Genomic DNA, 24,915 nt, shown 5'->3' on the forward strand with positions numbered 1-24,915 from the left:
ATGGCTCGATATGCTCGTGTTGTTACTATTGCACTCCCTCGGGCACGGCTAAAGGAAGAGCTGGTGCAAACCCTAGAAGCCTGCGATTTGACGGTAACCCATGTGGGGGATGATTACGTCGTGGCACGGGAGAGCGCGCTCGATGCCATTTCAATGTCCCAACTGGTCACGGTTGAAGTCCTGATTGATAAAACCACGCCCCAAAAGGATGTCACCAAGTTTGATCTGGTGCTCAAGAATAAGGAACTGACCCTCAAGAAAAATAATCACTGCTTTGAATGGTTTGACCGTGTGAGTCGCGCCATTGCCGAAAATGAAAATTGGGAATTAGTTAATACAGTTGCCACACTGTGACGGTGCTGCCAGCAAATGCAACAGTGACCATTGTGGGCGCCGGGGTGGTTGGTTCGGCGATCGCCTACGAACTGAGTCGTGTGCTTGATCCAGCGGAAACGCCGATTCTTGTCCTTGAAGCACAACGGGAGGAAGATTGGCAAGCGACCGGTGCGGCTCTTGGTGTTCTCATTGTCCACCTCAGTCGGCGGCGACGTGGACGCAACTTTCAACTACGGCAGGCCAGTTTGGCACGTTATGAAACCCTCATTCCGGAGTTGGCGGCAGAAACGGGGGTTCAGATTCCCTACCAGCGCCGAGGCATTATCGAAATCTGTACCACTAAGGACGAGGCGATCGCCACCCAAGCATGGTTGCAGGAACAGGCTCCCCAAGGCGTGCAGTGGCTCTCGCCAAAAGAAGTCCAAGATCAATGTCCCCTTGTGGATATCCACCACATTCACGGTGCACTTTGGGCAACGGGCGATCGCCAAGTCACCCCTAAACCCTTGACTCAAGCCCTGCGCCAAGCGGCTCATCAACGGGGCGTCAAGTTCTTGTATCAAAGCCCTGTCCGGCAGCTCCAGCGATCGCCCCAAGGGGGATGGATTTTACAGCTCAATCAAGCAGCCATCGAGACCGAATACCTGATCTTAGCGGCAGGTCTAGGGACAACGCCCCTTACGCAAGCCCTCGATCGCTCTGTCACTGTGGAACCGGTTTTGGGACAAGCCCTAGAGTTTGCCTGTCATATTGATGGCAATACACCAGTGATGACGGCTGAAGGCATTCATTTTGTCCCCTTGCCTTGGGGGCGGGTGTGGGTGGGCGCCACCGTGGAGTTCAACACCCTCACCGCGAATCCGCAAACCCTTGATCAACTGCATGGACGGGCGATCGAACTTTGGCCAGTTCTGAAAACGGCTCCTGTGACCCAACAGTGGCAGGGACTGCGACCCCGCCCGAGCGATCGTCCGGCACCCATCATCGAAAAAATAGACGACCACACTTGGCTGACCACTGGCCATTACCGCAACGGTATTTTGCTGGCTCCCATCACCGCCCAAAAAATTGCCCAATCCCTGAGGCTGACCTTGGCCAAGGGCGATCGCCCCAAGGGGGACACAGCATTGATAAAATAAAAGCCAGCGTTGTGGGGTACATACCATGGAAGTGAATCCTTTTGGCTTGGTGGCAACAGCCATGTTTGTCTTGGTGCCAACAGTGTTCTTGATTATTTTGTACGTGCAAACGGAAAGTCAGAAGAAGAGCAGCTAAGATAGATCTCTACGGCTAGAGCGAAAACGACTCTATTTTTGCCGCAGATGCTCTAAATAGTCCTTATTTATACGGCCTGTGACTGCTGCTTCGTTTTCACCCCTTTGTATTGCACCTACCCACGTCTATCGCGGTTGGTCAATTCTCTCCCAAGCGGGGGAAGCCATTGTTCAATTGGGGCATCATCCCCTTTTAGTGGTTTCACCGCAGCGGTATCAGCAGCTTGAGCAGGAGTGTCAGGCGATCGCCCGCTCCCATGATCTCACCTTCAGCGTAGGGACATTCCATGGTGAGTGCAGTGAATCCACCCTTGCCCAGCTCCGCCAAGAGGCGCAAGGCAGCGATCTCATCATTGGCATTGGCGGTGGCAAAGCCCTAGATACCGCTAAACTTTTGGGGCATCAATTACACTTGCCCGTAGTGACGATCCCCACGTCTGCAGCCACCTGTGCCGCTTGGACAGCCCTCTCCAACATCTATACGGAGGCCGGTGCCTTTGCCTATGATGTGGCACTCCACCGTTGCCCGGATCTGCTGCTCTTGGACTATGCCCTGATTCAAACGGCGCCGAAGCGAACCCTGCTTGCCGGCATTGGCGATGCCCTTGCCAAGTGGTATGAGGCCTCGGTGAGTAGTGGTCACCGTCAAGAAACCCTGATTGTGGCGGCGGTACAGCAAGCCCGAGTATTGCGCGATATTCTCTTGCAGCAATCCGCTGAGGCCCTAGCCAATGTGGGCAGTACCGCTTGGGAAAATGTCGTCGATGCCAGTGTCCTCATGGCAGGGATGATTGGGGGCTTGGGGGGTGCCCAATGCCGCACGGTGGCAGCCCATGCGGTGCACAACGGTCTGACCCAACTGCCCCAAAGTAGGGGCACCCTCCATGGAGAAAAAGTGGCCTACGGTATTCTGGTGCAACTACGCTTGGAAGAGCTAGTTCAAGGCAGTCAACTAGCTGCTAGCGCTCGCCATCAGCTGTGCCAGTTCTATGAACAGGTGGGTTTGCCCCTGACTCTAGAGGACTTGGGTTTCCAAGAGGCCAGCTTAGCCCAGCTCCAGCATGTTGCTACGGTTGCTTGTGCCCCCCACTCCGATATTCACCATTTGCCGTTTCCGGTGACGCCTGATCTGGTGCTAGAAGCAATGGTGTCCACCGTGGTCGGCTACAGTGCCACAGTCTTGGATGGGAGTGCCCGTTAGATGGGGTTAGAGTGGATTCAGCCGGCCGATCGCTTGGGGGCATTGCCGCCCTACGTCTTTGCGCGTCTCGATGAACTGAAGCTGAAAGCTCGCCAGCAGGGACTGGACTTAATTGACTTGGGGATGGGCAATCCCGATGGCTCCGCCCCGCGTCCGGTGATTGAAGCAGCGATCGCCGCCTTTGAGGAACCCAGCTACCACGGTTATCCCCCCTTTGAAGGCACAGCGGTTTTCCGTCAAGCCATTACCCGTTGGTATCAGCGCCGCTACAATGTCTCCCTTGATCCTGATGGGGAAGCCCTCCCCCTGTTGGGATCAAAAGAGGGACTGACGCACCTTGCCCTTGCCTATGTCAATCCGGGGGATGTCGTCCTCGTGCCCAGCCCGGCCTATCCTGCCCATTTTCGTGGACCTGCGATCGCCGGTGCCAACATCTATCCCCTCATTCTCAAACGGGAAAAGGGCTGGCTCATTGATCTCAGTGAGATTCCCAGTGACATTGCCCGCCAAGCCAAGGTTTTGTACTTCAACTATCCCAGCAATCCTACGGCGGCGATCGCCCCCCGCTCTTTCTTTGAAGAAATCGTTGCCTTTGCCCGCGAATATCAAATCCTTCTAGTGCATGACCTTTGCTACGCTGAACTGGCCTTTGATGGCTATCAACCCACCAGCTTACTGGAAATTCCCGGTGCCAAGGAAATCGGCGTTGAGTTCCATACCCTCTCAAAAACCTACAATATGGCCGGTTGGCGGGTGGGGTTTGTGGTGGGCAACCGCCACATTATTCAGGGCTTGCGTACCCTGAAAACGAACTTAGATTATGGGGTTTTTTCCGTCTTACAGAAAGCGGCAGAGGTGGCCTTGAGCCTGCCCGATAGCTACATTGCCTCTGTGTGCGATCGCTATCGCCAACGGCGGGATTTTCTGATTCAAGGCTTGAATGAACTGGGCTGGCAACTCACCCCAACCCAAGCAACCATGTACCTGTGGGTGCCCGTACCGCTGGGCATGAGTTCGACAGATTTTGCCCTCAAACTGCTTCAGGAGACAGGCGTTGTTGTGACCCCCGGCAATGCTTTTGGCGAAGGGGGTGAAGGATACGTGCGCATTAGCCTCATTGCCGATCGCGATCGCCTAGGTGAAGCCCTCAAACGCATGGCTCAAGCCAATATTCGCTTCGATAGCTTAAGTCAATGTTAAAAGCCCGGAAGGCTGATGAAATTTCACACCCACTCGCAAAGGTCATCCTAGGCGGCTATTCCAAGCGGTCTCGGCGTCCTTGAGAGCCTGATCAATTGTCTTTTGTCCGAGGAGGACAGCTTGCAAGTTTTCGTAGAGGAGTCGTTGTAGCTCCTTAATATCCCGCAGGGGGGGAATGAGAACCTCTGCTTGGCTCATTTGAGCAGCGCTGACGGATCGGGCAATGTCCACAGGGGTGGCATTTTCGCCAATGGTGCGAAAGTAGGAATCCGCTAAGGCCGCTTGTGTAGAAGGCAGAACATTGGCTTCCTTGGCAAAGGCGAGTTGGTTTTCATTGTTGGTGACAAAGAGGGCAAATTCTACGGCTAGGTCAGGATGGCGACTCTGGCGGGGCACCAGTAAATTCATCACAGCAACATTTTTCTTGCCAGTGTCTCCGGTCAACTGGGGGGCAGGGGCTGAAACGGCTGCAATAGTGGGGGCATTGGTGGCGATCGCGTTCAAAAATTCCGGACTGGTCATCACTAGCGCCGTTTGTCCCGCTTGATAGAGTTCGATACCTTGGCGGTGGCCTTCAGTCAGCACCTGTGGCGGCAAGAGTCCCTGACGATAGAGATCCAGCCAATACTGGAAAACGGCTTTACCCACAGGGGAATTAAAGGCAGCACGGCCTTGATCATCCACCAGTTGGACGCCCATTTGCACCATGGCCTGCATCAGTTCGGCAGAGTCCTCGGGCACCATCGTGATAAAGAAGGCGTATTTACCGGTTTTCTCTTTCACTGCCTTGGCTACACTGGCTAGCTCGGCAAAGGTTTGCGGGGGGCGATCGACCCCAGCGGCGGCAAGAATCGCCTTGTTATAAATCGTTACCCGCGAGGTGAGGTACCAAGGCACGGCAAAACTCTTGCCCTCTAACGTCGTTGCCTGCCAAATATTCGGTAAATAACGCTCGCGCACGGCTGGCGGCACATAGTCATTGAGATTGAGCCACGCATTGCGTCCTGCCAACAACGCCGCAAAGTCGGGGTTCAGGTTCACCACATCAGGCGCAGTGCCCGCTAACACCGCCATGAGAATTTTGGTCTGCATTGCTGTCCAAGGAATATCCACCCAGCGCACATGGACATCGGGATGTTGGGCTTCAAATGCCGCAATCAGGCGATGGAAGTAGTCAGTAAATTTCGGTTGCAGTTGCATGGTCCAGAATTCAATCTGGGTGCCTTGGGTAGGCGGCGTTGTTCCACAACTGGTGAGGATGGCCAGCCATAGCCCCACCAACAGCCCAGAGATCCAGCGTTGCCACGATCGCATTGCTGAGGACTCCTACAGGGGGGGGAGTTCAGAGGTACAGGCACGGCAGCGACTCGCCTTGAGGGGCACAGACTCCAAGCAGTAGGGGCACTCCCGTTGTTCGGGGGCAGGCGGTTTCTTGGGCAGCAAGGGCAAAATCAGTTTCAGGAGAATAAATAGGCTGAGGGCAATCACCCCAAAGTCGAGTAAACTGCCCAAAAATTTGCCAATTCGAATGCCTGAGCCGACGGTCAGTTCGCGCCAGTCGCCCCCGGGAATCAGAGGATTGACCAAGGGCATGATGAGGTCTTCAACAACGGAAGTAACAATGCGGCCAAAGGCACCCCCCACCACGACAGCGATCGCTAGATCAATCACATTCCCCTTTAAGGCAAATTCGCGGAACTCCTGCCAAAATTGCTTGACCTGTCGGCGGTTTAGTCGCGCCATGCCCACTCCTCAGTAGTACACAAAAATTAACATTTATCTTCATCAATGACCAAAATTTTATCGATGCCGCTAGCCAACGGGCAAACTCTAGGCTAACATTGTAGATCCAGTCAGAAAGTGTTCGAGCGATCGCTGGTATGATTGCGTATGGCACCCACTTCTGCCCGCTTGATAACTCACTATACACCCCCATTTTCGTTAAAGGAGCTAGGAAAACACTCGCATGGTCAATCAGGAAAAAACGTTAGACGTGGGCTTTACGCATGCTGATTTTGCAGCCTTACTGGACCGGTACGATTACCACTTCAACCCCGGCGACATTGTTGCTGGCACCGTCTTTAGCATCGAACCGAAGGGTGCCCTGATTGACATCGGTGCGAAAACCGCTGCCTACATCCCTATCCAAGAAATGTCTATCAACCGGATTGACAGTCCGGAAGAAGTCCTGCAACCGAACGAAACCCGTGAGTTCTTTATCTTGGCGGATGAAAATGAGGAAGGGCAGCTTACCCTCTCGATTCGTCGTATTGAGTATATGCGGGCTTGGGAGCGCGTTCGCCAACTGCAAGCGGAAGATGCCACCGTTCGTTCTCAGGTCTTTGCCACCAACCGTGGGGGTGCCCTTGTGCGCATTGAAGGGCTGCGCGGCTTTATCCCCGGTTCCCACATCAGCACCCGTGTCAACAAAGAAGAATTGGTGGGTGAAGAGCTACCCCTGAAGTTTTTAGAAGTGGATGAAGAGCGCAACCGCCTCGTCCTCAGCCACCGCCGTGCCCTTGTCGAACGCAAGATGAACAAACTAGAAGTGGGCGAAGTGGTGGTTGGAACCGTGCGTGGGATTAAGCCCTACGGTGCCTTCATTGACATTGGTGGGGTTAGCGGTCTGCTGCACATTTCCGAGATTTCCCACGATCACATTGATACGCCCCACAGTGTTTTCAATGTCAATGACCAAGTCAAGGTGATGATTATTGACCTTGATGCTGAGCGGGGTCGGATTTCCCTGTCCACCAAGCAACTGGAGCCAGAACCCGGTGACATGGTGAAAAATCCGCAGTTGGTCTATGAAAAGGCTGAAGAGATGGCAGAGCGCTATCGTCAGCAACTCCTGCAACAACAGCAGCAGGCCACCGCAGAGACCACTGAGGAAGTCATTGAAGACATTCCCGAAGCCACTGAAGACGATACGGCTGAGCCGATTCTTCAAGAAGCCTAGGATGTCCCTTGCCCTCACCCTTGGGGATCCAGCGGGCATTGGCCCAGAAATTCTCCTGAAAGCCCTAGCTCACCTGCCCTCAGAAATGTTAGGGCAGTTTTTTATTGCTGGTACAGGCCAAGTATTAGAGGAAACGTACGCTCGCCTCTGCCAGCAGGGACAGGTGGCCATTGATCCTGCCCAGCTTCGGATTTGGGAGCACCCCCTCGATGCGGTGATTGTGCCGGGGCAACCGAGTGTGGTGAGTGGGGCGGCGAGCTTTGCCTACTTAGAAACAGCCATTCAGCGGACGATCGCTGGCGAGGTGGCAGGCATTGTGACGGCACCGATTTCTAAGGCCAGTTGGCAGGCGGCAGGCTATGCTTTTCCGGGTCAAACAGAAGTGCTGGCTCACTTTACTGGAACCGCCCACGTGGGCATGGTGTTCTTGGGGCGATCGCCTGTAACCAACTGGGTGCTGACCACTTTACTCGCGACGACCCACATCCCCTTGCAAGAGGTGCCCAAAGCACTGACCCCCGAGCGCCTCAATGAAAAACTCGCGCTCCTTGTGCAGTTTCTGAGGGAGCGGCGGCATCTGGAGCGACCTCGCATTGCCATTGCTGGCTTGAATCCCCACAGTGGTGAGCAGGGACACTTAGGCCAAGAGGAAGTGACTTGGCTGATTCCATGGCTCGCAGCAGCCCAGCAGCAGTATCCCCAAGTTGAACTGATTGGTCCTGTGCCCCCCGATACCCTCTGGATTGGAGCTGCCGATGCGTGGTGGGGACGCCCTGCCCCGGCAACTGCCTACGATGCCTACCTCGCGCTTTACCATGATCAGGGGTTGATTCCCGTGAAGATGCTCGCTTTTCGGGAAGCGGTGAATACGACGATTGGCTTGCCCTTTATTCGCACGTCCCCGGATCACGGTACGGCTTTTGATATTGCGGGTACAGGGATGGCAGACCCCCAGAGTTTTCTGGCGGCGATCGCTTGGGCGCAAACCCTGAGTCAAGGATCGGTTTTCCCTCTTACCCCCGCCTAAAGTGCCTTTGATAGAATGCAACTAGATAACAAACCAAACGGTCAATCGTTGGCATTTGGGTTGTTGCTGTATCGGGCAGAGTCATATGGGATTCTTTGATTCAGAAATTGTTCAACAGGAAGCACAACACCTGTTTCAGGACTACCAGCAGTTGATGCAGCTTGGCTCCGAGTACGGCAAGTTTGACCGCGAAGGGAAGAAGATTTATATTGCAAAAATGGAAGAACTCATGGAGCGCTACCGTATTTTTATGAAGCGCTTTGAGTTGTCCGATGACTTCATGGCGCAGATGACCATCAAACAATTGGAGACCCAACTCAGCCAGTTTGGTATGTCTGCCCAAACCATGTTTGATCAAATGCATCAAACCCTTGAGCGCATGAAAGCCGAAGTGGAACGCCAACCCTAGGGGAGAGGGCGAGTGTTGCTCTGCAATTTGGATGGGGTGATTACGCCAGAGGCCTCGATTTCTGTTTTTGATCGCGGGTTTCTCTACGGTGATAGTGTTTATGAAGTGATGCGTACCTACCGCGGGATTCCCTTTGCCCTACCAGAGCACCTCGCACGGTTGCGCGCCTCAGCCGCCTATCTCTACATGAGCGTGCCGTGGTCTGATAAGCACATTACCCAAGAAGTGCAACGCACCTTAGCGGCTGCCCCAGCGGGAGAATATTACATTCGGATTGTCGTGACCCGTGGCGCCGACCAGCGGATTGGGTTACTGCCAGAACCAACGACCCAACCAAGGTTATTGATTGTGTTGATGGCGATCGCCCCCGAACCAACATTGAGCGAACAGGGAATTTGCCTGACCATAGGCAAGCGCCAACGCACGAGCACCGCTGCCCTTGATCCTGCCGCCAAAACGGGCAATTACCTCAACAATATCTTGGCGCTATTGGAAGCGCAGCAAGCTGGGTTTGACGACGCCCTGTTGCTCAATGCCCAAGGGCAGATGACCGAGGCCACGACCAGTAACCTCTGGATTGTCCGTGAGGGTGTGGTCGAGACACCCCCCACTGCTGTTGGGATGCTCCACGGAATTACGCGAGCGACGCTGTTGCAGATCGTTGCAAACTTGGGCATGCCCCATCGGGAAGTGATTCTCACCCCACAGGATCTGGCGAGAGCCAGTGAGGGCTTTCTGAGTTCATCGGTGCGCCTGCTAATGCCGATTCGCCAAGTGGATGAGGTGATCTTTCCCGCCTGTCCGGGACCTGTGACCCAAAAGCTATGGCAGGAATTATTAACAGTGATGGAAAAGGCGACTCTGGCCTAGATACAGTCCTTTTAGCGAAGTTCTTGAGTTGGGAACATGACGGGAATATTGGGATTCACCCATACTTGACAGTCGAGTTCGGTACTGGGTGGGAAAAAAGGAATCGGGTTGCCTGCGGCATCGGTGACTTCTGGCAGGTATTCAAGGGGTAGGGCATCAAATTGACAGGTGTAGGCACCATAAATGACCTGCCGGCGATCGCCCAAAGGGCGCGCTGCGCGATCGCGCAGGATCAACTGATAACCAAAGCTGCGACTGGCATTCCCCAACTGATTGATCAGGGCAAAACGCCGTAAATAGGGCAGGCGTCCCCAAGCAGACGGCGACACAAAGGCTTCAACTCTACCCCCCGGCGCTGTGATGGACGGAAAAGCCTGCCAGCGCTGAATCACCCCATCCCCAAACTGCTGAACTGCCCACCAGAGACTCGGTACGGTCAAGCCCACTGCCGAGGGTTGCTCGCTAACCACAACTTGCTTTTCATTGACCGGCAGCGCGATCGCCTCGGCAACCGCTGGCGGTAAGTCTTCTGCCGAGGTATTGGCGGCTGTTTTGAGGGGCTGCAACCCTAATAGCGCGATCGCCCCCACGGCACTCAACCATCGGCCACAGGACTTGGGAGGAGATAGGGTTCTCATTTGCTTTGAGTCGTGAAGGAGATTACCTCCTATATTACGGATGCAGCCAAGCCTTCAATACATCGAGGAGGCTATTTCCCCCCCAAGCAAGGGCAATGAGAATGGATGTGGTGACTGCTAAACCAATCAAGGAGATGACCACCCCTGCCAGACTAATCAAACCATCGTCATCCAACAATCCAAAGCCAATCGTAAAAATGCCCATCGCTGGAATGGTGTTGGTGCCGGGAACGGGCAAAATCATCGAGATTGCCATCAGTGACACGGCAACTCCCAAGCCCAAACGTCCGCCTCGGGTCGTGCAAATGGGGCGCAAGCGGGGACGGGAGATCAATTCAACCCGCCGCAGCCAAGGCAAAGCTGTGCGCACAATCTTTTGAATCTGGGATCGCGGCATCGTGCGCTTCAGCAGCCGCAGGGGCAACCAAGGGGTTGAGGCACCCACGAGCAATTGCCAGCCCAACAGTAACAGCACAATGCCAAAGGGGGTGGAGTAACCGGGGGCTGGAATAGGCAGCGCCGAGGGCAATGAAAGTACAGCCAGCAAAAAGCCGAAGGTTCGCTCTCCCGCCAACTGCAGAATATCCCCCAAGGACACCAGTTGCTGCGTTAACACCTCGCCATCGCTGAGGCTGGGCACAGGACTCAAAAAGGCACGTTCGAGGTCAGTGGACAGTTTTGCCATAAAAAATTACGGGAGGTGGAAATGTTGCCACTGCTAGGATACGATAGATTGATCGTTAGTTATGCCCAACACAGTTGACAGGCGATCCTAAGGCCGCGATCAACCTGAAGCCATGGCAACCCCATCCGACTTACCGACAGAGTTGCACCTGATTAACCCGCGGCGATCGCTGGGTCATGTTTATCTCGACTGGACACCCCAACCTGGTTGCCATGTGGATCATGAAGGGGAAACCTATACCGTGTTAGAACGCCGTCATCGCTACCGGTTTCGTGGCGGACGTTATCAACTGGAAAAAATTGCCCTCTATGTGCAGCATAGTGACACCACGAGCGATCGCCATCTCGTCAATGGACAGTGGGTGATTGGAGATCCCACCTGCCGCTGGAATGCGCTTTCACCCTTGTTGCGGTGTGCTGTGAACCCTCAAGGCTCCTGCCAAGACTGTCGAGATTACCAGCCTCGAGAACCTTAACGTTTTGCTGCGAAACCCCCCCTCGCGCAGAGGGGGAGCATCAGGGTGATTTCAGATTGAGCCAGAGACGGCCAGTCTACTGCACAGCGGGCGTCATATAGGACGTTTCCGGTAGAACAATTTTCACCGGTTCAACGTGCCAGATGTCTTGGCAGTACTCGCGAATGGCGCGATCGCTAGAAAATTTGCCCATCCGTGCCACATTCAGAATCGACATTTTTGCCCATTGGGCTTGATCTTGATACACCTGAAGCACCTGTTGATGGCAGTCCACGTAGCTTTGGTAGTCTGCCAAGAGGCAATAGCGATCGTTTTGCCAGAGGTGTTCCACAATTGGGCGAAAGAGTTCCGTATCCCCATGGGAAAAGTAACCAGAGCCGATGAGGTCAAGGACTCGCTTCAGCATCGGGTTATTATTGGCAAACTCCCACGGACGGTAGCCGTTACGCCACAATTCCTGCAATTGCTCCACCCTATTGCCAAAGAGGAAGAAGTTTTCTGCTCCTACTTCTTCACGAATCTCCACATTGGCACCATCGAGGGTTCCAATCGTCAGCGCCCCATTGAGGGCAAATTTCATATTCCCTGTGCCTGAGGCCTCGTAGCCTGCCGTTGAGATCTGCTGTGAGAGATCCGCTGCGGGATAGACCCGCTGTCCCAGAGTCACATTGTAGTCGGGTAAAAAGACCACCTTCAGGCGATCGCGCACCGCTGGATCACGGTTAATCACGGCGGCTACCGAGTTGATGAGCTTGATGATTAGCTTGGCCATGTAGTAGCCCGGCGCCGCCTTACCGCCAAAAATAAACGTTTGGGGTACCATCTCCAGTTGCGGATTGTCCTTCAACATCTGATAGAGGGTGATGATATTGAGGACACACAGGTGCTGCCGCTTGTATTCGTGGATGCGCTTCACCAAAATGGAGAAGAGGGAATGGGGATCCACCGTTACTCCCACGCGATCGCGAATGTATTCCGCAAGGCGTTCCTTATTTCCATGCTTCACCGATCGCCACTGAGCCGCAAAGTCGCGATCCTCTGCCAAGGGTTCCAATCGCCGCAGTTGATCCAAGTGCTTCACCCAATCTTCGCCAATGCGTTCGGTAATCAGGCGAGTTAATCCGGGATTACTAAGCACCATCCAGCGCCGAGGGGTGACGCCATTGGTTTTATTGGAAAATTTCTGCGGCGTCAGTTCGTAGAAATCCTTGAGCACCGTTTGTTTCAAGAGTTCTGAGTGCAGCGCCGCCACTCCGTTGATGGCATGACTCCCCACCGCTGCCAAGTGTGCCATGCGCACATAGCGACAGCCACTTTCATCAATAATCGACAGCCGCCGCAGGCGATCGTTATCCCCCGGATATTGCAGGCGCACCTGATCGAGGAAGCGTTGGTTAATTTCGTAGATGATTTGCAAGTGGCGGGGTAGTAGTGAGCCAAAGAGATCTAGCGGCCATTTTTCCAGTGCCTCGGGCAAGAGGGTGTGGTTGGTGTAGGCAAATGTCTTGCAAGTAATGTCCCACGCCTGATCCCAAGGCATGAGATGCTCATCCACCAACAGGCGCATCAGTTCTGCCACCGAAATCGCCGGATGGGTATCATTCAACTGCACGGTGAACTTTTCGTGGAAGCGGCTGAGATCCTTATTCCCCGATTGCTTGTAGAGGCGGATCATGTCCTGAAGGGCACAGGAGCAGAAGAAATATTGCTGCATCAGCCGCAGTTCTTTGCCCTGCAATTGCTCATCGTTGGGATAGAGCACCTTGGTGATGTTTTCTGAGGCAATTTTTTGGTTGACGGCACCGTAGTAGTCGCCCGTGTTAAAGGCTTGAAAGTCAAAGGACTCCACCGCCTCTGCCCGCCACAGACGCAGAAGATTGGCGGTATTCACCTTGTAGCCCAAGATTGGGGTGTCATAGGCTACCCCCTGCACCACTTGATGGGGGTGCCAAACCACTCGGTAGCGACCCTGATCATCGGTGTAGCTATAGGTATGGCCGCCAAACTTTACCTGCAAAATCAACTCTGGCCGCGGAATTTCCCACGGGTTGCCGTAGCGTAACCACTTATCCGTAATTTCCACTTGCCAGCCATCGCGAATCTCTTGGTCAAAGATGCCGTACTCATAGCGAATGCCGTAGCCAATGGCGGGGATTTCTAATGTGGCGAGGGAATCCATATAGCAGGCGGCCAAGCGACCCAAGCCACCATTGCCCAAGCCCGGCTCTTCCTCCTGATCAAGGAGTTCCTTGAGGTTTAAACCCGTTTGCCGCATGGCTTCCTCAACGGCTTCATAGAGCCCAAGGTTAATTAGGTTATTGCCAAGGTGTGGCCCCAGTAAAAATTCCGCTGAAAGATAGCAAACAGTGCGGCTTTCTTGATCTCGATAGGTTTTGGCAGAATTCAGCCAGCGCAACAGCAGGCGATCGCGCACGGTGTAGGCCAAGGCCAAGTAGTAATCATTTTTCGTCGCCACTTCGGGGAACCGCCCTTGGATAAAGAAGAGATTATCCATAAAGGCGCGGCGCAGCGTTTCAATACTCGTACCGGTGCGATCGTCTTCCGTCAGCACCGTGGGACAACCGGGCGGAATGAGACTGGTCATTGTGGGAATCCTCGCAAAGAATTAACGCGATTAGTAGTCAGCCCTTCCCTTCTGTTCTACCGCGATCGCCAAGGATTCCCCGCTAAGTACAGAATCTCTTTACCAGCAGGCCAGCCCTTCCCTAGCGTTCATTGACTGTGGGGGAGCAGTTGGCAGGTGAGTTCTTCCTCGGTTTCTGAGGGATCTGGTGGGGCAACGGTGGGTGGGGTAGTGCCAAGGGTCATGTCTGGGGCGGGGCTGTGTTGATACCGTTGATAGAGCGTGCTTAGGAGTTTGATCAGGCGATCGCCGGCACTGGCATAGAGAGGGTCATCGGGCAAGCGCGCCAAAGCAGCGGCCATCTGCGTCTGCAAGATCTCTAAATCCCCATAGCGGCGAGTCAGCCGTTGCAGTAAATCAATGAGGGTAAACCGCTCTAGGCCTTGAGCATGCACCGGTTTGGTGGTCAACAGGGCAGCCACAAGAAGCTTCATCTGCAGGGGGGTACAGTAGCGAGTGACTTCCAAGCGCAAATCGTAGAGATCGGCGGTGCTGAAGGTTGGCGCCTCGATGGTCAGTGTGGCCGTTGGGGATTGGGTGTAGAGGGGCACCAAAATTTGCAGGAGTGCCGCTGAGAGAACCTGATAAGCCTGTGCTTTGTTGAGACTATTGACAATGGCCGTTAGGCGCTGTCCCAAAAGGGTGGGGGTTTTCAGCCGCTCAAGAATTTGGATCACGGCCTGTTGTACCTCGCTGACGGTCCACGGCGGTGTTTGGGTCGGCCACTGATTCTGGTGCAGGGCATACAGTAGCTTAAAAAGACGGTTGTGCTGCGGATGCTGGACGATTTGTTGGGCAGCGGTGGCAATTGGAGAAGTCGTTGTCGTCACAGGTTTGCCCAAAGTCCCTCGATCTGTATTCTAGCCAATTTTCCTAGACGATAATTTATTGATTGTCATCAAGGGGAGATTGTCAAGACCTCTGCTAGCATTGGGAGAGTTTAGCAGTGACAGAACGGGTGTGAAAGCGCTTTTTCATCGCCTGCAGCAGCGTCTCAATGAGATTGTTGTCGGTCAAGGGGCGATCGCCCAAGGGTTGGTTGTGGCACTCCTCGCCGAAGGCCATGTCATCCTTGAGGGGGTGCCGGGAACCGCCAAAACCCTCCTTGTGAAGCTCCTCGCTCGCCTGATTGCAGCGGAATTTCGCCGTATCCAACTCACCCCCGATGTCCTCCCCGCCGATATTCTCGGTACGAGTATCTTTGACTTTAACAGTCGCACATTTCGCCTGCGCAAGGGGCCAATTTTTACCCAAGTGCTGCTGGCGGATGAAATTAACCGCACACCGCCTAAGACCCAAGCGGCTCTCCTCGAAGCCATGGAAGAACGGCAGGTAACCCTTGACGGCACCACTCTCCCCCTCTCGGGTTTATTTTGGACAGTGGCCACCCAAAACCCCTTGGAATTTGAAGGGACATATCCGCTGCCAGAAGCCCAACTGGATCGCTTCCTATTTAAGCTAGTCGTCCCCTACCCAGAGCCAACTTCAGAACGGCAAATGCTTGAAAATGCCCTTGGGGGCTTTGAGGCGCGGGATCTCGATCAACTCAATTTGGAGCCGTTGATTACCGTTGAGCAAGTCTTGGCAGCACGGCAGCAAGTGCGGCAAGTCCATGTAGCGCCTGCGGTGTTGGAGTATCTGTTGGCTTTGGTGCAGGCCAGTCGTCAACATCCCGAACTGCTGTTGGGGGCTTCCCCACGAGCGGCGGTGGGCTGGTTACGTGCCACCCAAGCCCAAGCATGGTTAGAGGATCGCAGCTATGTCACCCCTGAGGATGTGAAGGCGATCGCCACCCCGCTACTGCAACACCGCTTAATCCTCAAGCCCGAAGCCCAGTTAGACGGCACCACGCTGCCCCAAGTGATCCAAGGTATTCTCGCGAAAGTTGCTGTCCCCCGATGAAAGCACCTGCCAGTTATCAGTTTGGTCGCCATCGCCCCCGCTGGGTGCCCACGGTTCGCTTCTATGGCCTGTTGCTGCTGGGGCTTCTCTTTCCAGTGCTGACCAGCTTTCTGCCAGCAGAGCTATGGCCGATCACCGAGGCGGTTCCCCAAGGGAAGTTGCGGGAATGGTTGCACCACTGGCCTCTGGGGCTGGGATGGCTCCTGATGGGACTGTACGATCTGGTCATTTTCGGCCTGTCCCTGTGGGACTATATCCGCATCGGTCGCTGGCAACTGACCCTCGATCGCGCCTGTGAGTCACGGCTCTCCATTGGTCGGCAAAACCCGATTCGCCTCAGGCTGCACACCCGTGGTGAGGTTTCCTTGAATGAGCAGATCTGGGTTGAACTCTACGACTATGTGCCTGCTGAGTTTACGGGTGAAATCCCCTACTTTGCCTTTGCGGCCTCAGCCCAGAGTACGCTGGAATTGCTCTACCATGTGTTTCCACCGCGACGGGGTGCCTTTCAATGGTCAGGCTGCGATGTGCGGCTGCGCAGTTCTTGGGGCTTGGCGTGGCGACGCTGGTTTGCACCCGTTGTGACTGAAGTGGAAGTCTATCCCGATTTGATGGGCTTGCGATCGCTCTCGATTCGCCTCAGTTTAGACTTCAGTGGCAGCTTGCGGCGGCGACGCTATGCCTTGGGGGGCACCGAGTTTGCCGAATTGCGGGAGTACCACTTGGGGGATGATCTGCGCCTCATGGACTGGAAAGCGAGTGCCCGCCGCGGACGGCCTCTTGTGCGCGCCATGGAACCCGAACGGGATCAACCCCTGATCATTCTGCTGGATCGAGGCCGCTTGATGACCGCTACTGTCGCTGGTTTGAAACGCTTTGACTGGGGCTTAAACGCGGCATTGGCACTGGCGCTGACGGGCTTGCGACGGGGGGATAAGGTGGGCTTGGGGATTTTTGATCAGCAACTGCACACGTGGATTGCGCCTCAAAGTGGCGATTCCCATCTGGGGCAGATTCTGAGTCAGGTGTATCGCTGTGAACCCGTTCTCGAAGAATCTGACTATGTGGGCACCGTCAGTGCGATCTTGGGACACTATACCCGCCGTGCCCTTGTGGTGGTTCTCACAGAGGTCATTGATGAGGTGGCTTCCCAAGAACTCCTCGCAGCCATGGCTCGCCTCACGCCGCGTTTTCTACCCTTCTGCGTTGCCTTGCGCGATCGCCACATTGAAACCCTTGCCCACCGCCCGTTGATGCCACAGCCCTTAGCTGCCGTGGATCAAGTGACCAGCCTCTATGAACAGGCCGTCGCTCTCGATCTGCTGCATCAGCGGCAACGTGCCTTTGCCCACTTGGAGCAACAGGGGGTTCTTGTCCTTGACGCGCCTGCGGATCAAATGAGTGAGCAACTGGTGGATCGCTATTTGCTGCTGAAAGCCCGTGGCCGACTCTAGGGTTGGCTAGCCTCGATCACACTGGTATTCCTTGGCTCCTGTAATGGCCGTAGGGGTGGGCGATCGCCCGTTGGTGTCCCTAGGGGAAGGGGTGTCGAGGTCTGCGTCAGCCCACAAGTTGCCCGCAAACGCGCTTGCAGGAGTTGACTCACCACCTGACGTCGAATAAATTCTTGCTCAATTGCTGGGGGGACTGAACGTTGCAGTTCCATAGGTTGCCTCGAATTCACCGTTGTTCACGGCGACACAGGCTTCCGTGCGCTTCCCACACCCACATTCAACGGTCATAGGCCTCACCTTGATCTTAACGGCGATCGCCCACGATTGTAAAAATGACTACCAAAATGCAGTGGGATTTGTGGGGATTTCCTAACACTATTGCAACGGGGATACATTCGGGGATTGAGGTGATTCCCATTTCTGCTGGCAAAACTCGTGGATCACCTTACCGCCATGAATAATCACATAGAGCGTCACTCCACTGAGGACAAAAGGCATGATCTTCTCGAGCCAAGGAAGATGGCAACCGAGGCGGGTCAGGACAAGGGCAAAGGCATCATCTAAAAGGCTAATCAACAAAGGTAGCAATTGTCTTAGAAGGGTAAGAATCTCTGGTAAATAACCATCACTATCCATAAAAATACTCTCGGCTGAGTTGACGCAGAAAATCACTTAAAGAAACATTGATTAGTTGGGATGATTGGTGAGTGGAAATACTTCATAGGCACTTCGTTCTCATCAATACAAATAAAGAATTGAAAAATGAATTACACGTCTTTACAAATTGATGACCTTTAGATAAGCCTACCCTAACTGCGATTGTTGTTTCTGCGAGTGTTCCCAAGAATAGCCGAAAACCCTGCCCGTCAGGCATTAAGGCTGCTATTGCTATTGCTAAGTTCGGTTGCAAATGAGAGATTATCGTGAATTGTTAACAACCGTAACACTTCTATTATAGGCAACGCCTAGGGGTTAGGGGATAACTGTAATTTGTCGTTACATTGGGAACGCATTCTGAAAGTTAGCTGTCTAGGATAGAGATGACAGCAGCGGCAGGTGCTTTATGAGACAGATGTCGGGTCATCGGTGTGGTTTTGCGCTTCTGTTGGCGATCGCCACCACCACAGGATTTTACCAGCGGGGACTCGCACAAAATGAAGCCCAACAGTTGCGCGATATTATGCAGCGGTTGGATGCCCTACAACAGCGCTATAGTGCCGCCGTCAGTGAACTAGACGTGATTCGCAAAACCTCTTTTGGCGGCGATAGTAATCATGTCATTGCCCTCACAAATCAGATTGAGCAGTTGCAAAAACAGGGGAATTATGGCGCAGCAGTGGCACCCTCGCGGGAATTGGTAGCGATCGCTGAGCGGGTTTTAGGTGCCCATCACCCCACTGTGGCTGCAACTTTGAATAACCTTGCTGTCACCTACAAGGAACTGGGCAACTTTAGTGAGGCGATTCCCCTCTATCAGCGCAGCTTAGCCATCCGTGAACAAGCCCTTGGCGCCAATCATTCCGATGTTGCCACCAGCCTCAATAACCTCGCCAACCTCTACACCGATCAAGGCAACTACGGTGAGGCTCTGCCCCTCTATCAACGCGCCCTTGCCATCCGTGAACAAGCCCTTGGCAAGACCCATCCCGATGTGGGCTTGAGTGTGCACAACTTGGCAGTGATGTACCATTTGCAGGGCAGCCTAACCACAGCCTTGCCCCTCTACCAGCGCAGTCTGGGTCTCCTCGAACCCGCCTTAGGGACAGAACATCCCTTGGTGGCAACGGTGTTGAATAACCTTGCCGAACTCTATCGTGCTCAGAGCAATTATGGCGCGGCACTACCCCTTTACCAACGCAGTTTGGCCATCCGCGAAAAAGTGCTGGGGACAGATCACCCCGATGTGGCCACTAGCCTCAACAACTTGGCTGAACTCTATCGAGTCCAAGGCAATTACGGGGCAGCGCTTCCCCTCTATCAACGCAGTATTGCCCTGCGGCAGCGTACCCTTGGTGGCGAACATCCCTACTTGGCGCTGAGTCTTGCCAATTTAGCCAAAGCCTACTGGGCACAGGGAATGATCAACGAGGCCTTAACGGCTCTCAACCGCGCCCTTGAGATTGAAGAGGTCAACCTTAGCCGCAACCTCGTGGTTGGCTCTGAGGAATACAAGCGCAACTATCTGGCCACGTTTCAAGACTCCACCAACACCGCGATTTCCTTCCATTTACAGGGGAATCCCCAGAATCCAGCAGTGGCCAACCTAGCCTTGACTACCATTTTGCGCCGTAAAGGTCGGTTGTTGGATGTTTTAGCGGCAACGGCCAGTCGCCTGCGCAATCAATTGGATGCCTCGGGGCAGCAGCAACTGGATGAATTAATTCGTGTGCGAACACAGATTGCTAGCCTCACCTTTGTGCGCGATCGCCCACCGCCGGCCAGCCAAATTAGCCAACTCGAACAGCGTGCTAACCAACTGGAAGCCCAGCTGATGAGTCAAAATGTCAGCTTCCGTTTAGACGTTACCCCCGTCACCCTCAGTGCGGTGCAGCAAGCGATTCCCGCCAATGCTGTGCTATTGGAGTTTATCCAGTATGTGCCCTACAACCCGAAAGCCAACCGCTGGGAAGCGCCCCGTTACGCCCTCTATGCCCTGAAAAATAGGGGTGCTCCCCAATGGCGTGACTTGGGTACCGTCGCTGATCTCGATACGGTCATTAAGGCAGCACGCCAGCGGATGGCGGATCCAAGATTGCCCGCTACGGTAACGAAGCCCTCTTTGAAGGCGGCCTATGAGCGCCTCTTGGCTCCTCTGGAACCCTTCCTAGCGGGCAGTACCCATCTGCTGGTGGCTCCCGACGGTCAGCTCAATACTCTCTCCTTTGAGGCCTTGGTGGATCGGCAGGATCGCTATCTGGTGCAGTCCTATACGATCACACTGCTCACCTCAGGACGCGACTTGCTGCGGCTGCAACAGCGGGGCAAACCGGCAAATCCCCCCTTGGTAGTGGGTAATCCCACGTTTAGTCAAGGGAGTGGTCGTGCTGTGGCCGGTAGTCAGCGGGGAGTGAACCCGCGATCGCTGGATTTGCGCAGCCTGACATTTACGGAGTTACCCGGAACCGCCACGGAGGTGAAAACCGTAAGCACGCTCTTGCCCCAAGCGCAGATCCTCACGGGTAGCAGTGCCACCGAAACTACCATCAAACAAACGCAGCGGCCACGGGTACTTCACCTCGCCACCCATGGATTTTTCCTAGAGAGTCCGCCCGTCTCTCCCCAAGTGCTGCAAAACACTCGTGGTCTCAATGCCAATACTCCCTTTAGGGGGGAAAATCCACTGTTGCGCTCCGGCTTGGCCTTGGCGGGTTTCAATCAACGGCAGAGTGGGGTGGATGATGGCGTGTTAACGGCTTTTGAAGTCACCGGCATTAACCTTGATGGTACCGAGTTAGTGGTGATGTCCGCCTGTGATACGGGGCGTGGCGATATTCTCAATGGCGATGGTGTCTATGGCTTGCGGCGAGCCTTTACCTTGGCGGGGGCACGTACCCAAGTGAGTTCCCTCTGGAAGGTGGATGACACCACGACCCAACAACTGATGGTTGCCTTTTATCAAAATCTAGCGGCTGGCAAGGGACGCAGTGAAGCCCTACGGCAAGCGCAGTTGCAGTTAATGAATGACTCCAGTAAGCAAATTCCCTATTTTTGGGCGGCCTTTGTTAGCAGTGGTGAGTGGCGCCCGCTGCCCTAAGACAGGGGGTAGCTGATAGGGGTTTGTAATTGGCTGCCGAGGGGGCGATCGCGATCAATCCACAGAATTGCCCCATGCCGCCGTGAGGGTGGCTCTCCCCAGAGCACAGTGATACTGCCGGGGGGCAAAGGTTCAGGACTAGGCCATTGACTGGTGAACCAGACAAGGGAATCGATGGGATACTCAGCATCGGTGTCGCCGGGGGCGATCGCTGCTAGGGCCCGCAGTACCGTTGGCTGACCGTGGAGCATCCCCGTGGCGGGACTCCAAAACTGGACAGGAATTTGCTGTTGCAAACTGTAAAGGTAGAGGCTAGCCGCCGCAATCACCGCCTGCTCAAAGTCTTCGCCGCTCCAGTGGGGACGGGTATCAAGGGCAACGGTCACGGCATTACCACCGCTAAAGGTGTCAAACTCGCGCACTCGCAGTTCGCCATAGCGGGCACTGGTGCGCCAATGCACTAGACGCAAAGGGTCTCCCCAGCGGTAGGGACGTAAGGCACGGGTGATGCCCTCTTGGGCAACGTGAAGATGATGCTGGCGATCGCGCCACTCTTGGGAAATCTCTTGCCCCAGTTGATCGAGTAAAGGACACTGTTGCAGTTGCAAAACCTGCGGATAAACCACCACCTGCTGCGGTACGGGAAATGAGCGCTGACACCAAAAGAGGCCCAAGGGGGCAGCGGTGCGCAGCCGAAGCTGTTGCCACTCATAAATCCCCCGCCGCGGTGGGATGAGATCGTACTGCCAAGTGGTTGTTTCCTGTGGTGGCAGCCGCTCGATCGCCTGTTGGGGACATTCGCGCTGGGTGGCTGACCAGAGGCCACGGGGAACGGGGTCAATCACTTGCAAATTGTGGCGAGGCGTTTGGGTGGCATTGGTCAGAAAGACGGTCAGGCGTAGGCGATCGCCCGCATGAACTGGATCCACCTTGGCTCGCTCCAGCACCAATCCCCGCAAATAGCGCGGCGGTAGAATCGCCGCCACCAAGAGCAGACCAAAAATGATCCCCGTAATCACGTACAGCCAACCCGCCATCGAATTAATGGCTGCCGCAAAAAGAAAGAGATTCATGCCCAATAGCAGCAGTCCCGCATAGGCGGGGGTCACCCAGCGTTCCTCTAAAAACTGACTGAGGCGACGCAGCTTAGTCATCGCAACTTCGGGTCTTAGGAGCGGTGGGACTCAGCAGGCAAGAGGCTAGGAAAGGAGTGGGCAAGCAGTTGCTGCAAGGCTTGACGAAAGTCCCCCTTGACAAGAGCAGGATCAAACCGCTGCACCAATTCGCCGCGCTCAAAAAAAAGAAGGGTTGGCAGGCTCGTCAGTTGAAAGTGACGACTGAGGGCAAAGTTTTCATCGGCATTGATCCGAAGAATTTGCAACCGGTGCGGCAGCGACTGCTCCAGTTGATCCAGCAGGGGATCAATGAGGCGGCAGAGGCCACACCAAGGAGCCCAAAAATGCACGATCACAGGCACAGGGGCACTGCGAATTTGCCGCTGGAATCCTTCAATATTAAATTGCTGAATGCCCTTCACGTTGTTATCTCGGTTTGTCTTGGGATCATGGTAGCAGTCAGCGGCGGTTTTGCAGCAGCGATTTGCGGCGATCTGATGCCGTAGGATCAAAAATAGCTCATACGATCGATTGGCGCTCCCAAATGACCCCCAAGCCCACCCTTTGGCAAAAACTTTTCCCCCTGCTGTTACGGGAAGCGATCGCCATGCTACAGGGGATCAATAACCTGCTTAGCAAGGCCACAGAGCAACTCAAGGGGGTGGCCACACAACGGGCGATCGCCCCAGAGCAGTTGACTCCGGAACGTTCATGGGTCAGTCGAGGGGCAGCCCTATGGTGGCAGGGAATGGGCTGGGTGCAGCAACGGCTGCCGAGTCATCTCCAGGAGCGTTATAACCGCGCTACTCTAACTGGGATCGCGATCGCCCTACTTCTCATTTTGCTCTGGTTGAATCCCCTGAGTTGGTTTCAATCTCCCCCTCGGCCAACGGTGAAAGCAACCCAGCGTCCCCAACCCAGTGTCCTTGTGCAACCCCGCCCGGCACCCACACCAGTGGCGGCAACACCCGCCCCAATACCCCAGCCGACACCGACACCCACTCCGTCACTAGGGGCGATCGCTCCTTCCACTTTCGTCAGTGACAGCCTCACCGTCCGCCAACAATTGCTGGCCCTTTGCGATCGCTACAGCAACGCTCTTGATCCCACCCTCACCCTCACCCCCAGCGAACAGCGCTTGGAATTGATGCTGGCCAACAGTTGGTATGATCTCAGTCCTACAAAGCAGGATCAACTAGCCCAGAACCTTTGGCAAACTGCCCATGACTTGGGGTATCAGACCGTGATTGTGGTGGATACCGAAGGTCACCTGCTTGTCCGTGATCCGGTGGTGGGTGATAATGCCATCGTTGTGCGTCGCAAGCTGATCTAACTCACCCTCGCAGCTTAAGCCATCAATTTCGCCAATCCGCTAACCTAGAAAAGTGCCAACTTCTTCAGCTTGCTATGAGTGACACCACCCTTTCCCCCGAAAAGCGCAAAGCCCTTGAGCTTGCCGTCTCCCAAATCGAACGCAACTTTGGTAAGGGCAGCATCATGCGCCTTGGGGATGCCACCCGCATGAAAGTGGAAACCATCTCTAGCGGGGCACTCACCCTTGACCTTGCTTTGGGGGGTGGACTGCCGAAGGGGCGGATCATTGAAATTTATGGCCCTGAAAGTTCGGGGAAAACTACCTTGGCGCTCCATGCCGTAGCTGAAGTCCAAAAAGCCGGTGGCGTGGCTGCCTTTGTGGATGCTGAACATGCTCTTGATCCCACCTATGCGGCTGCCCTCGGCGTGGACATTGAAAACCTACTGGTTGCCCAGCCAGACACTGGCGAAGTGGGTCTAGAAATTGTTGATCAACTGGTGCGCTCGACAGCCGTAGATATTGTGGTGGTGGACTCCGTTGCTGCCTTGGTGCCCCGCGCTGAACTAGAAGGGGAAATGGGCGACAGCCATGTGGGGCTGCAAGCGCGCCTCATGAGCCAAGGCCTGCGCAAAATTACCGGCAATATTGGCAAAACGGGCTGCACCGTGATTTTTTTGAACCAATTGCGGCAAAAAATTGGTATTACCTACGGTAACCCAGAAACGACAACGGGGGGAACAGCACTTAAGTTCTACGCCTCAGTGCGTTTGGATATTCGGCGGGTGCAAACCCTGAAGAAGGGAACGGAGGAATTTGGGATTCGCGCCAAAGTTAAGGTGGCCAAAAACAAGGTGGCACCGCCCTTTCGCATTGCCGAGTTTGACATTATTTTTGGTAAGGGTATTTCCAATCTTGGCTGCATTCTTGATATGGCCGAGGAAACCGGTGTGATTAGCCGCAAAGGGGCTTGGTATTCCTACAACGGCGAAAATTTGGCCCAAGGCCGCGACAACACGATTAAATACATGGAGGAGAACCCCAGCTTTGCCCAAGAGGTCGAACAGCAGGTGCGGCAAAAGCTAGACCAAGGGGCAGTTGTCTCCGCCAATACGGTGACTCATACCCACGATGACATGGGTGACGGAGAATAGGGGCGATCGCCCGCGAAGGACTTCCGTAGGAGCAATTTCCGCTCTCCCCAAAAGGTGAAGCCTTCCTCAACCACTGCAAAGCCACAGCGGGCATATAATTGCTGTGCTGCTTGATTGTGAGCAAGGACGTGCAGATAGAGATCGCAATAGGTAGAGCAAAGGCTGCCCTCAACAGTGTGCAACAAGCGACGGCCAATGCCACGCCGCCGGTAGTCCGGATGCACTGCCAAATTGGACAGGTAAGGTTTGGGTTCACCCTTGATCTCACGGAGCTGCACTTCCACACTCCCCACACATAGAGCAGACGTTCCCATGGATATGACGGCTAGCCAACACTGGTAGTGGGGACGCTCGCGCTGCCAGCGATCGCGCAAATCCTGCTCCATCCCCAACTGGACAAAGCTGCGCCAAAGGGCTTGCCAACCACCACCGGGGTGAAAACTCAAGGCCACTAATTGGGCAATGCTGGCAAGGTCAGTGATCTCTGCCGCACGAATCTCAATCAT

Annotated in this window: 26 protein-coding genes; 15 read left to right on the forward strand and 11 right to left on the reverse strand. The window is 54.7% G+C overall.

The window, feature by feature from the left end:
* From RHJ02_RS09245 to RHJ02_RS09265, 5 genes are all read left to right on the forward strand, one after another.
* Positions 1–354: a hypothetical protein gene (locus RHJ02_RS09245; protein WP_149818813.1), complete on the forward strand. Its 354-nt coding sequence runs from the start codon at positions 1–3 to the stop codon at positions 352–354.
* A 23-nt stretch (positions 355–377) separates the two neighbouring features.
* Positions 378–1,475, forward strand: a complete 1,098-nt coding sequence (locus tag RHJ02_RS09250) for an FAD-dependent oxidoreductase (RefSeq protein WP_310438165.1) — start codon at positions 378–380, stop codon at positions 1,473–1,475.
* 25 nt (positions 1,476–1,500) lie between these two features.
* The gene (gene psbM / locus RHJ02_RS09255; protein WP_149818817.1) at positions 1,501–1,611 is read left to right on the forward strand and encodes a photosystem II reaction center protein PsbM; all 111 of its coding nucleotides are present in this window, start codon (positions 1,501–1,503) and stop codon (positions 1,609–1,611) included.
* 69 nt (positions 1,612–1,680) lie between these two features.
* A complete protein-coding gene (locus RHJ02_RS09260) occupies positions 1,681–2,811 on the forward strand; it encodes an iron-containing alcohol dehydrogenase family protein (protein WP_206201677.1) in 1,131 nt (376 codons plus the stop codon).
* Positions 2,812–4,011, forward strand: coding sequence for an aspartate aminotransferase (locus RHJ02_RS09265; protein WP_310800153.1), 1,200 nt, complete (start codon positions 2,812–2,814; stop codon positions 4,009–4,011).
* 42 nt (positions 4,012–4,053) lie between these two features.
* Here RHJ02_RS09265 and RHJ02_RS09270 read toward each other — a convergent pair whose 3' ends face one another.
* Together RHJ02_RS09270 and mscL are read right to left on the reverse strand one after the other, a co-directional pair.
* Positions 4,054–5,325: a sugar ABC transporter substrate-binding protein gene (locus tag RHJ02_RS09270; protein ID WP_310800154.1), complete on the reverse strand. Its 1,272-nt coding sequence runs from the start codon at positions 5,323–5,325 to the stop codon at positions 4,054–4,056.
* 12 nt (positions 5,326–5,337) lie between these two features.
* Positions 5,338–5,754 carry a large conductance mechanosensitive channel protein MscL gene (mscL, locus tag RHJ02_RS09275; RefSeq protein ID WP_310438163.1) on the reverse strand — a complete coding sequence of 139 codons (417 nt, stop codon included), beginning with the start codon at positions 5,752–5,754 and terminating at the stop codon, positions 5,338–5,340.
* Between the two features lie 223 nt (positions 5,755–5,977).
* Here mscL and RHJ02_RS09280 point away from each other — a divergent pair, with 223 nt between their 5' ends.
* The 4 genes from RHJ02_RS09280 to RHJ02_RS09295 all read left to right on the forward strand — a co-directional run bounded on the left by RHJ02_RS09280 (position 5,978) and on the right by RHJ02_RS09295 (position 9,276).
* A complete protein-coding gene (locus RHJ02_RS09280) occupies positions 5,978–6,970 on the forward strand; it encodes a 30S ribosomal protein S1 (protein ID WP_149818829.1) in 993 nt (330 codons plus the stop codon).
* A gap of 1 nt (position 6,971) precedes the next feature.
* The gene (gene pdxA, locus RHJ02_RS09285; RefSeq protein WP_302678138.1) at positions 6,972–7,997 is read left to right on the forward strand and encodes a 4-hydroxythreonine-4-phosphate dehydrogenase PdxA; all 1,026 of its coding nucleotides are present in this window, start codon (positions 6,972–6,974) and stop codon (positions 7,995–7,997) included.
* Between the two features lie 85 nt (positions 7,998–8,082).
* Positions 8,083–8,406: a DUF1825 family protein gene (locus RHJ02_RS09290; RefSeq protein ID WP_310742943.1), complete on the forward strand. Its 324-nt coding sequence runs from the start codon at positions 8,083–8,085 to the stop codon at positions 8,404–8,406.
* A gap of 12 nt (positions 8,407–8,418) precedes the next feature.
* Positions 8,419–9,276 (forward strand): aminotransferase class IV, encoded by an 858-nt coding sequence (locus RHJ02_RS09295; protein ID WP_206199927.1) that lies wholly within the window; start codon positions 8,419–8,421, stop codon positions 9,274–9,276.
* 11 nt (positions 9,277–9,287) lie between these two features.
* Here the strand turns inward: RHJ02_RS09295 and RHJ02_RS09300 are convergent, their stop codons facing one another.
* The gene (locus RHJ02_RS09300) at positions 9,288–9,914 is read right to left on the reverse strand and encodes a hypothetical protein (protein WP_206199928.1); all 627 of its coding nucleotides are present in this window, start codon (positions 9,912–9,914) and stop codon (positions 9,288–9,290) included.
* 34 nt (positions 9,915–9,948) lie between these two features.
* Positions 9,949–10,599 (reverse strand): exopolysaccharide biosynthesis protein, encoded by a 651-nt coding sequence (locus RHJ02_RS09305; RefSeq protein ID WP_206199929.1) that lies wholly within the window; start codon positions 10,597–10,599, stop codon positions 9,949–9,951.
* A gap of 112 nt (positions 10,600–10,711) precedes the next feature.
* On the opposite strand from RHJ02_RS09305, the gene RHJ02_RS09310 reads away from it, so the two are divergent.
* Positions 10,712–11,074 (forward strand): DUF6464 family protein, encoded by a 363-nt coding sequence (locus tag RHJ02_RS09310; protein ID WP_149818841.1) that lies wholly within the window; start codon positions 10,712–10,714, stop codon positions 11,072–11,074.
* Positions 11,075–11,150: 76 nt separating this feature from the next.
* Here RHJ02_RS09310 and RHJ02_RS09315 read toward each other — a convergent pair whose 3' ends face one another.
* Both RHJ02_RS09315 and RHJ02_RS09320 read right to left on the reverse strand, forming a co-directional pair.
* A complete protein-coding gene (locus tag RHJ02_RS09315) occupies positions 11,151–13,679 on the reverse strand; it encodes a glycogen/starch/alpha-glucan phosphorylase (RefSeq protein ID WP_310800155.1) in 2,529 nt (842 codons plus the stop codon).
* Positions 13,680–13,807: 128 nt separating this feature from the next.
* Entirely contained in the window at positions 13,808–14,548 is a 741-nt protein-coding gene (locus RHJ02_RS09320; RefSeq protein ID WP_310800156.1) for a hypothetical protein, read from the reverse strand.
* 130 nt (positions 14,549–14,678) lie between these two features.
* Here RHJ02_RS09320 and RHJ02_RS09325 point away from each other — a divergent pair, with 130 nt between their 5' ends.
* Positions 14,679–15,620 carry a MoxR family ATPase gene (locus RHJ02_RS09325; RefSeq protein WP_310800157.1) on the forward strand — a complete coding sequence of 314 codons (942 nt, stop codon included), beginning with the start codon at positions 14,679–14,681 and terminating at the stop codon, positions 15,618–15,620.
* Entirely contained in the window at positions 15,617–17,074 is a 1,458-nt protein-coding gene (locus RHJ02_RS09330; RefSeq protein ID WP_310800158.1) for a DUF58 domain-containing protein, read from the forward strand. Before RHJ02_RS09325 ends, RHJ02_RS09330 begins: the two co-directional genes overlap by 4 nt.
* Here RHJ02_RS09330 and RHJ02_RS09335 read toward each other — a convergent pair.
* Positions 17,071–17,286, reverse strand: coding sequence for a hypothetical protein (locus RHJ02_RS09335; protein WP_206199934.1), 216 nt, complete (start codon positions 17,284–17,286; stop codon positions 17,071–17,073). The genes RHJ02_RS09330 and RHJ02_RS09335 overlap by 4 nt on opposite strands.
* Before the next feature lie 163 nt (positions 17,287–17,449).
* On the reverse strand, positions 17,450–17,710 hold the full coding sequence (locus RHJ02_RS09340; RefSeq protein WP_206199935.1) for a hypothetical protein: 261 nt from the start codon (positions 17,708–17,710) through the stop codon (positions 17,450–17,452).
* Between the two features lie 436 nt (positions 17,711–18,146).
* Between RHJ02_RS09340 and RHJ02_RS09345 the strand changes: the two genes are divergently transcribed.
* On the forward strand, positions 18,147–20,828 hold the full coding sequence (locus RHJ02_RS09345; protein WP_310800159.1) for a CHAT domain-containing tetratricopeptide repeat protein: 2,682 nt from the start codon (positions 18,147–18,149) through the stop codon (positions 20,826–20,828).
* On the opposite strand, the gene RHJ02_RS09350 is transcribed toward RHJ02_RS09345, so the two are convergent.
* Together RHJ02_RS09350 and RHJ02_RS09355 are read right to left on the reverse strand one after the other, a co-directional pair.
* The gene (locus tag RHJ02_RS09350; RefSeq protein WP_310800160.1) at positions 20,825–21,982 is read right to left on the reverse strand and encodes a DUF58 domain-containing protein; all 1,158 of its coding nucleotides are present in this window, start codon (positions 21,980–21,982) and stop codon (positions 20,825–20,827) included. The genes RHJ02_RS09345 and RHJ02_RS09350 overlap by 4 nt on opposite strands.
* Before the next feature lie 14 nt (positions 21,983–21,996).
* Positions 21,997–22,455: a co-chaperone YbbN gene (locus tag RHJ02_RS09355; protein WP_225901551.1), complete on the reverse strand. Its 459-nt coding sequence runs from the start codon at positions 22,453–22,455 to the stop codon at positions 21,997–21,999.
* A 32-nt stretch (positions 22,456–22,487) separates the two neighbouring features.
* Here RHJ02_RS09355 and RHJ02_RS09360 point away from each other — a divergent pair, with 32 nt between their 5' ends.
* Both RHJ02_RS09360 and recA read left to right on the forward strand, forming a co-directional pair.
* Complete coding sequence (locus tag RHJ02_RS09360; RefSeq protein ID WP_206199938.1) at positions 22,488–23,276, forward strand: hypothetical protein; 789 nt, start codon at positions 22,488–22,490, stop codon at positions 23,274–23,276.
* Between the two features lie 74 nt (positions 23,277–23,350).
* Complete coding sequence (gene recA, locus RHJ02_RS09365) at positions 23,351–24,409, forward strand: recombinase RecA (protein ID WP_206199939.1); 1,059 nt, start codon at positions 23,351–23,353, stop codon at positions 24,407–24,409.
* Here the strand turns inward: recA and RHJ02_RS09370 are convergent.
* Positions 24,376–24,915: a GNAT family N-acetyltransferase gene (locus RHJ02_RS09370; RefSeq protein WP_310800161.1), complete on the reverse strand. Its 540-nt coding sequence runs from the start codon at positions 24,913–24,915 to the stop codon at positions 24,376–24,378. The two genes, recA and RHJ02_RS09370, sit on opposite strands and share 34 nt — an antisense overlap.

It is taken from the genome of Thermosynechococcus sp. TG215 (genome assembly GCF_031583455.1).
Taxonomy (GTDB): domain Bacteria; phylum Cyanobacteriota; class Cyanobacteriia; order Thermosynechococcales; family Thermosynechococcaceae; genus Thermosynechococcus.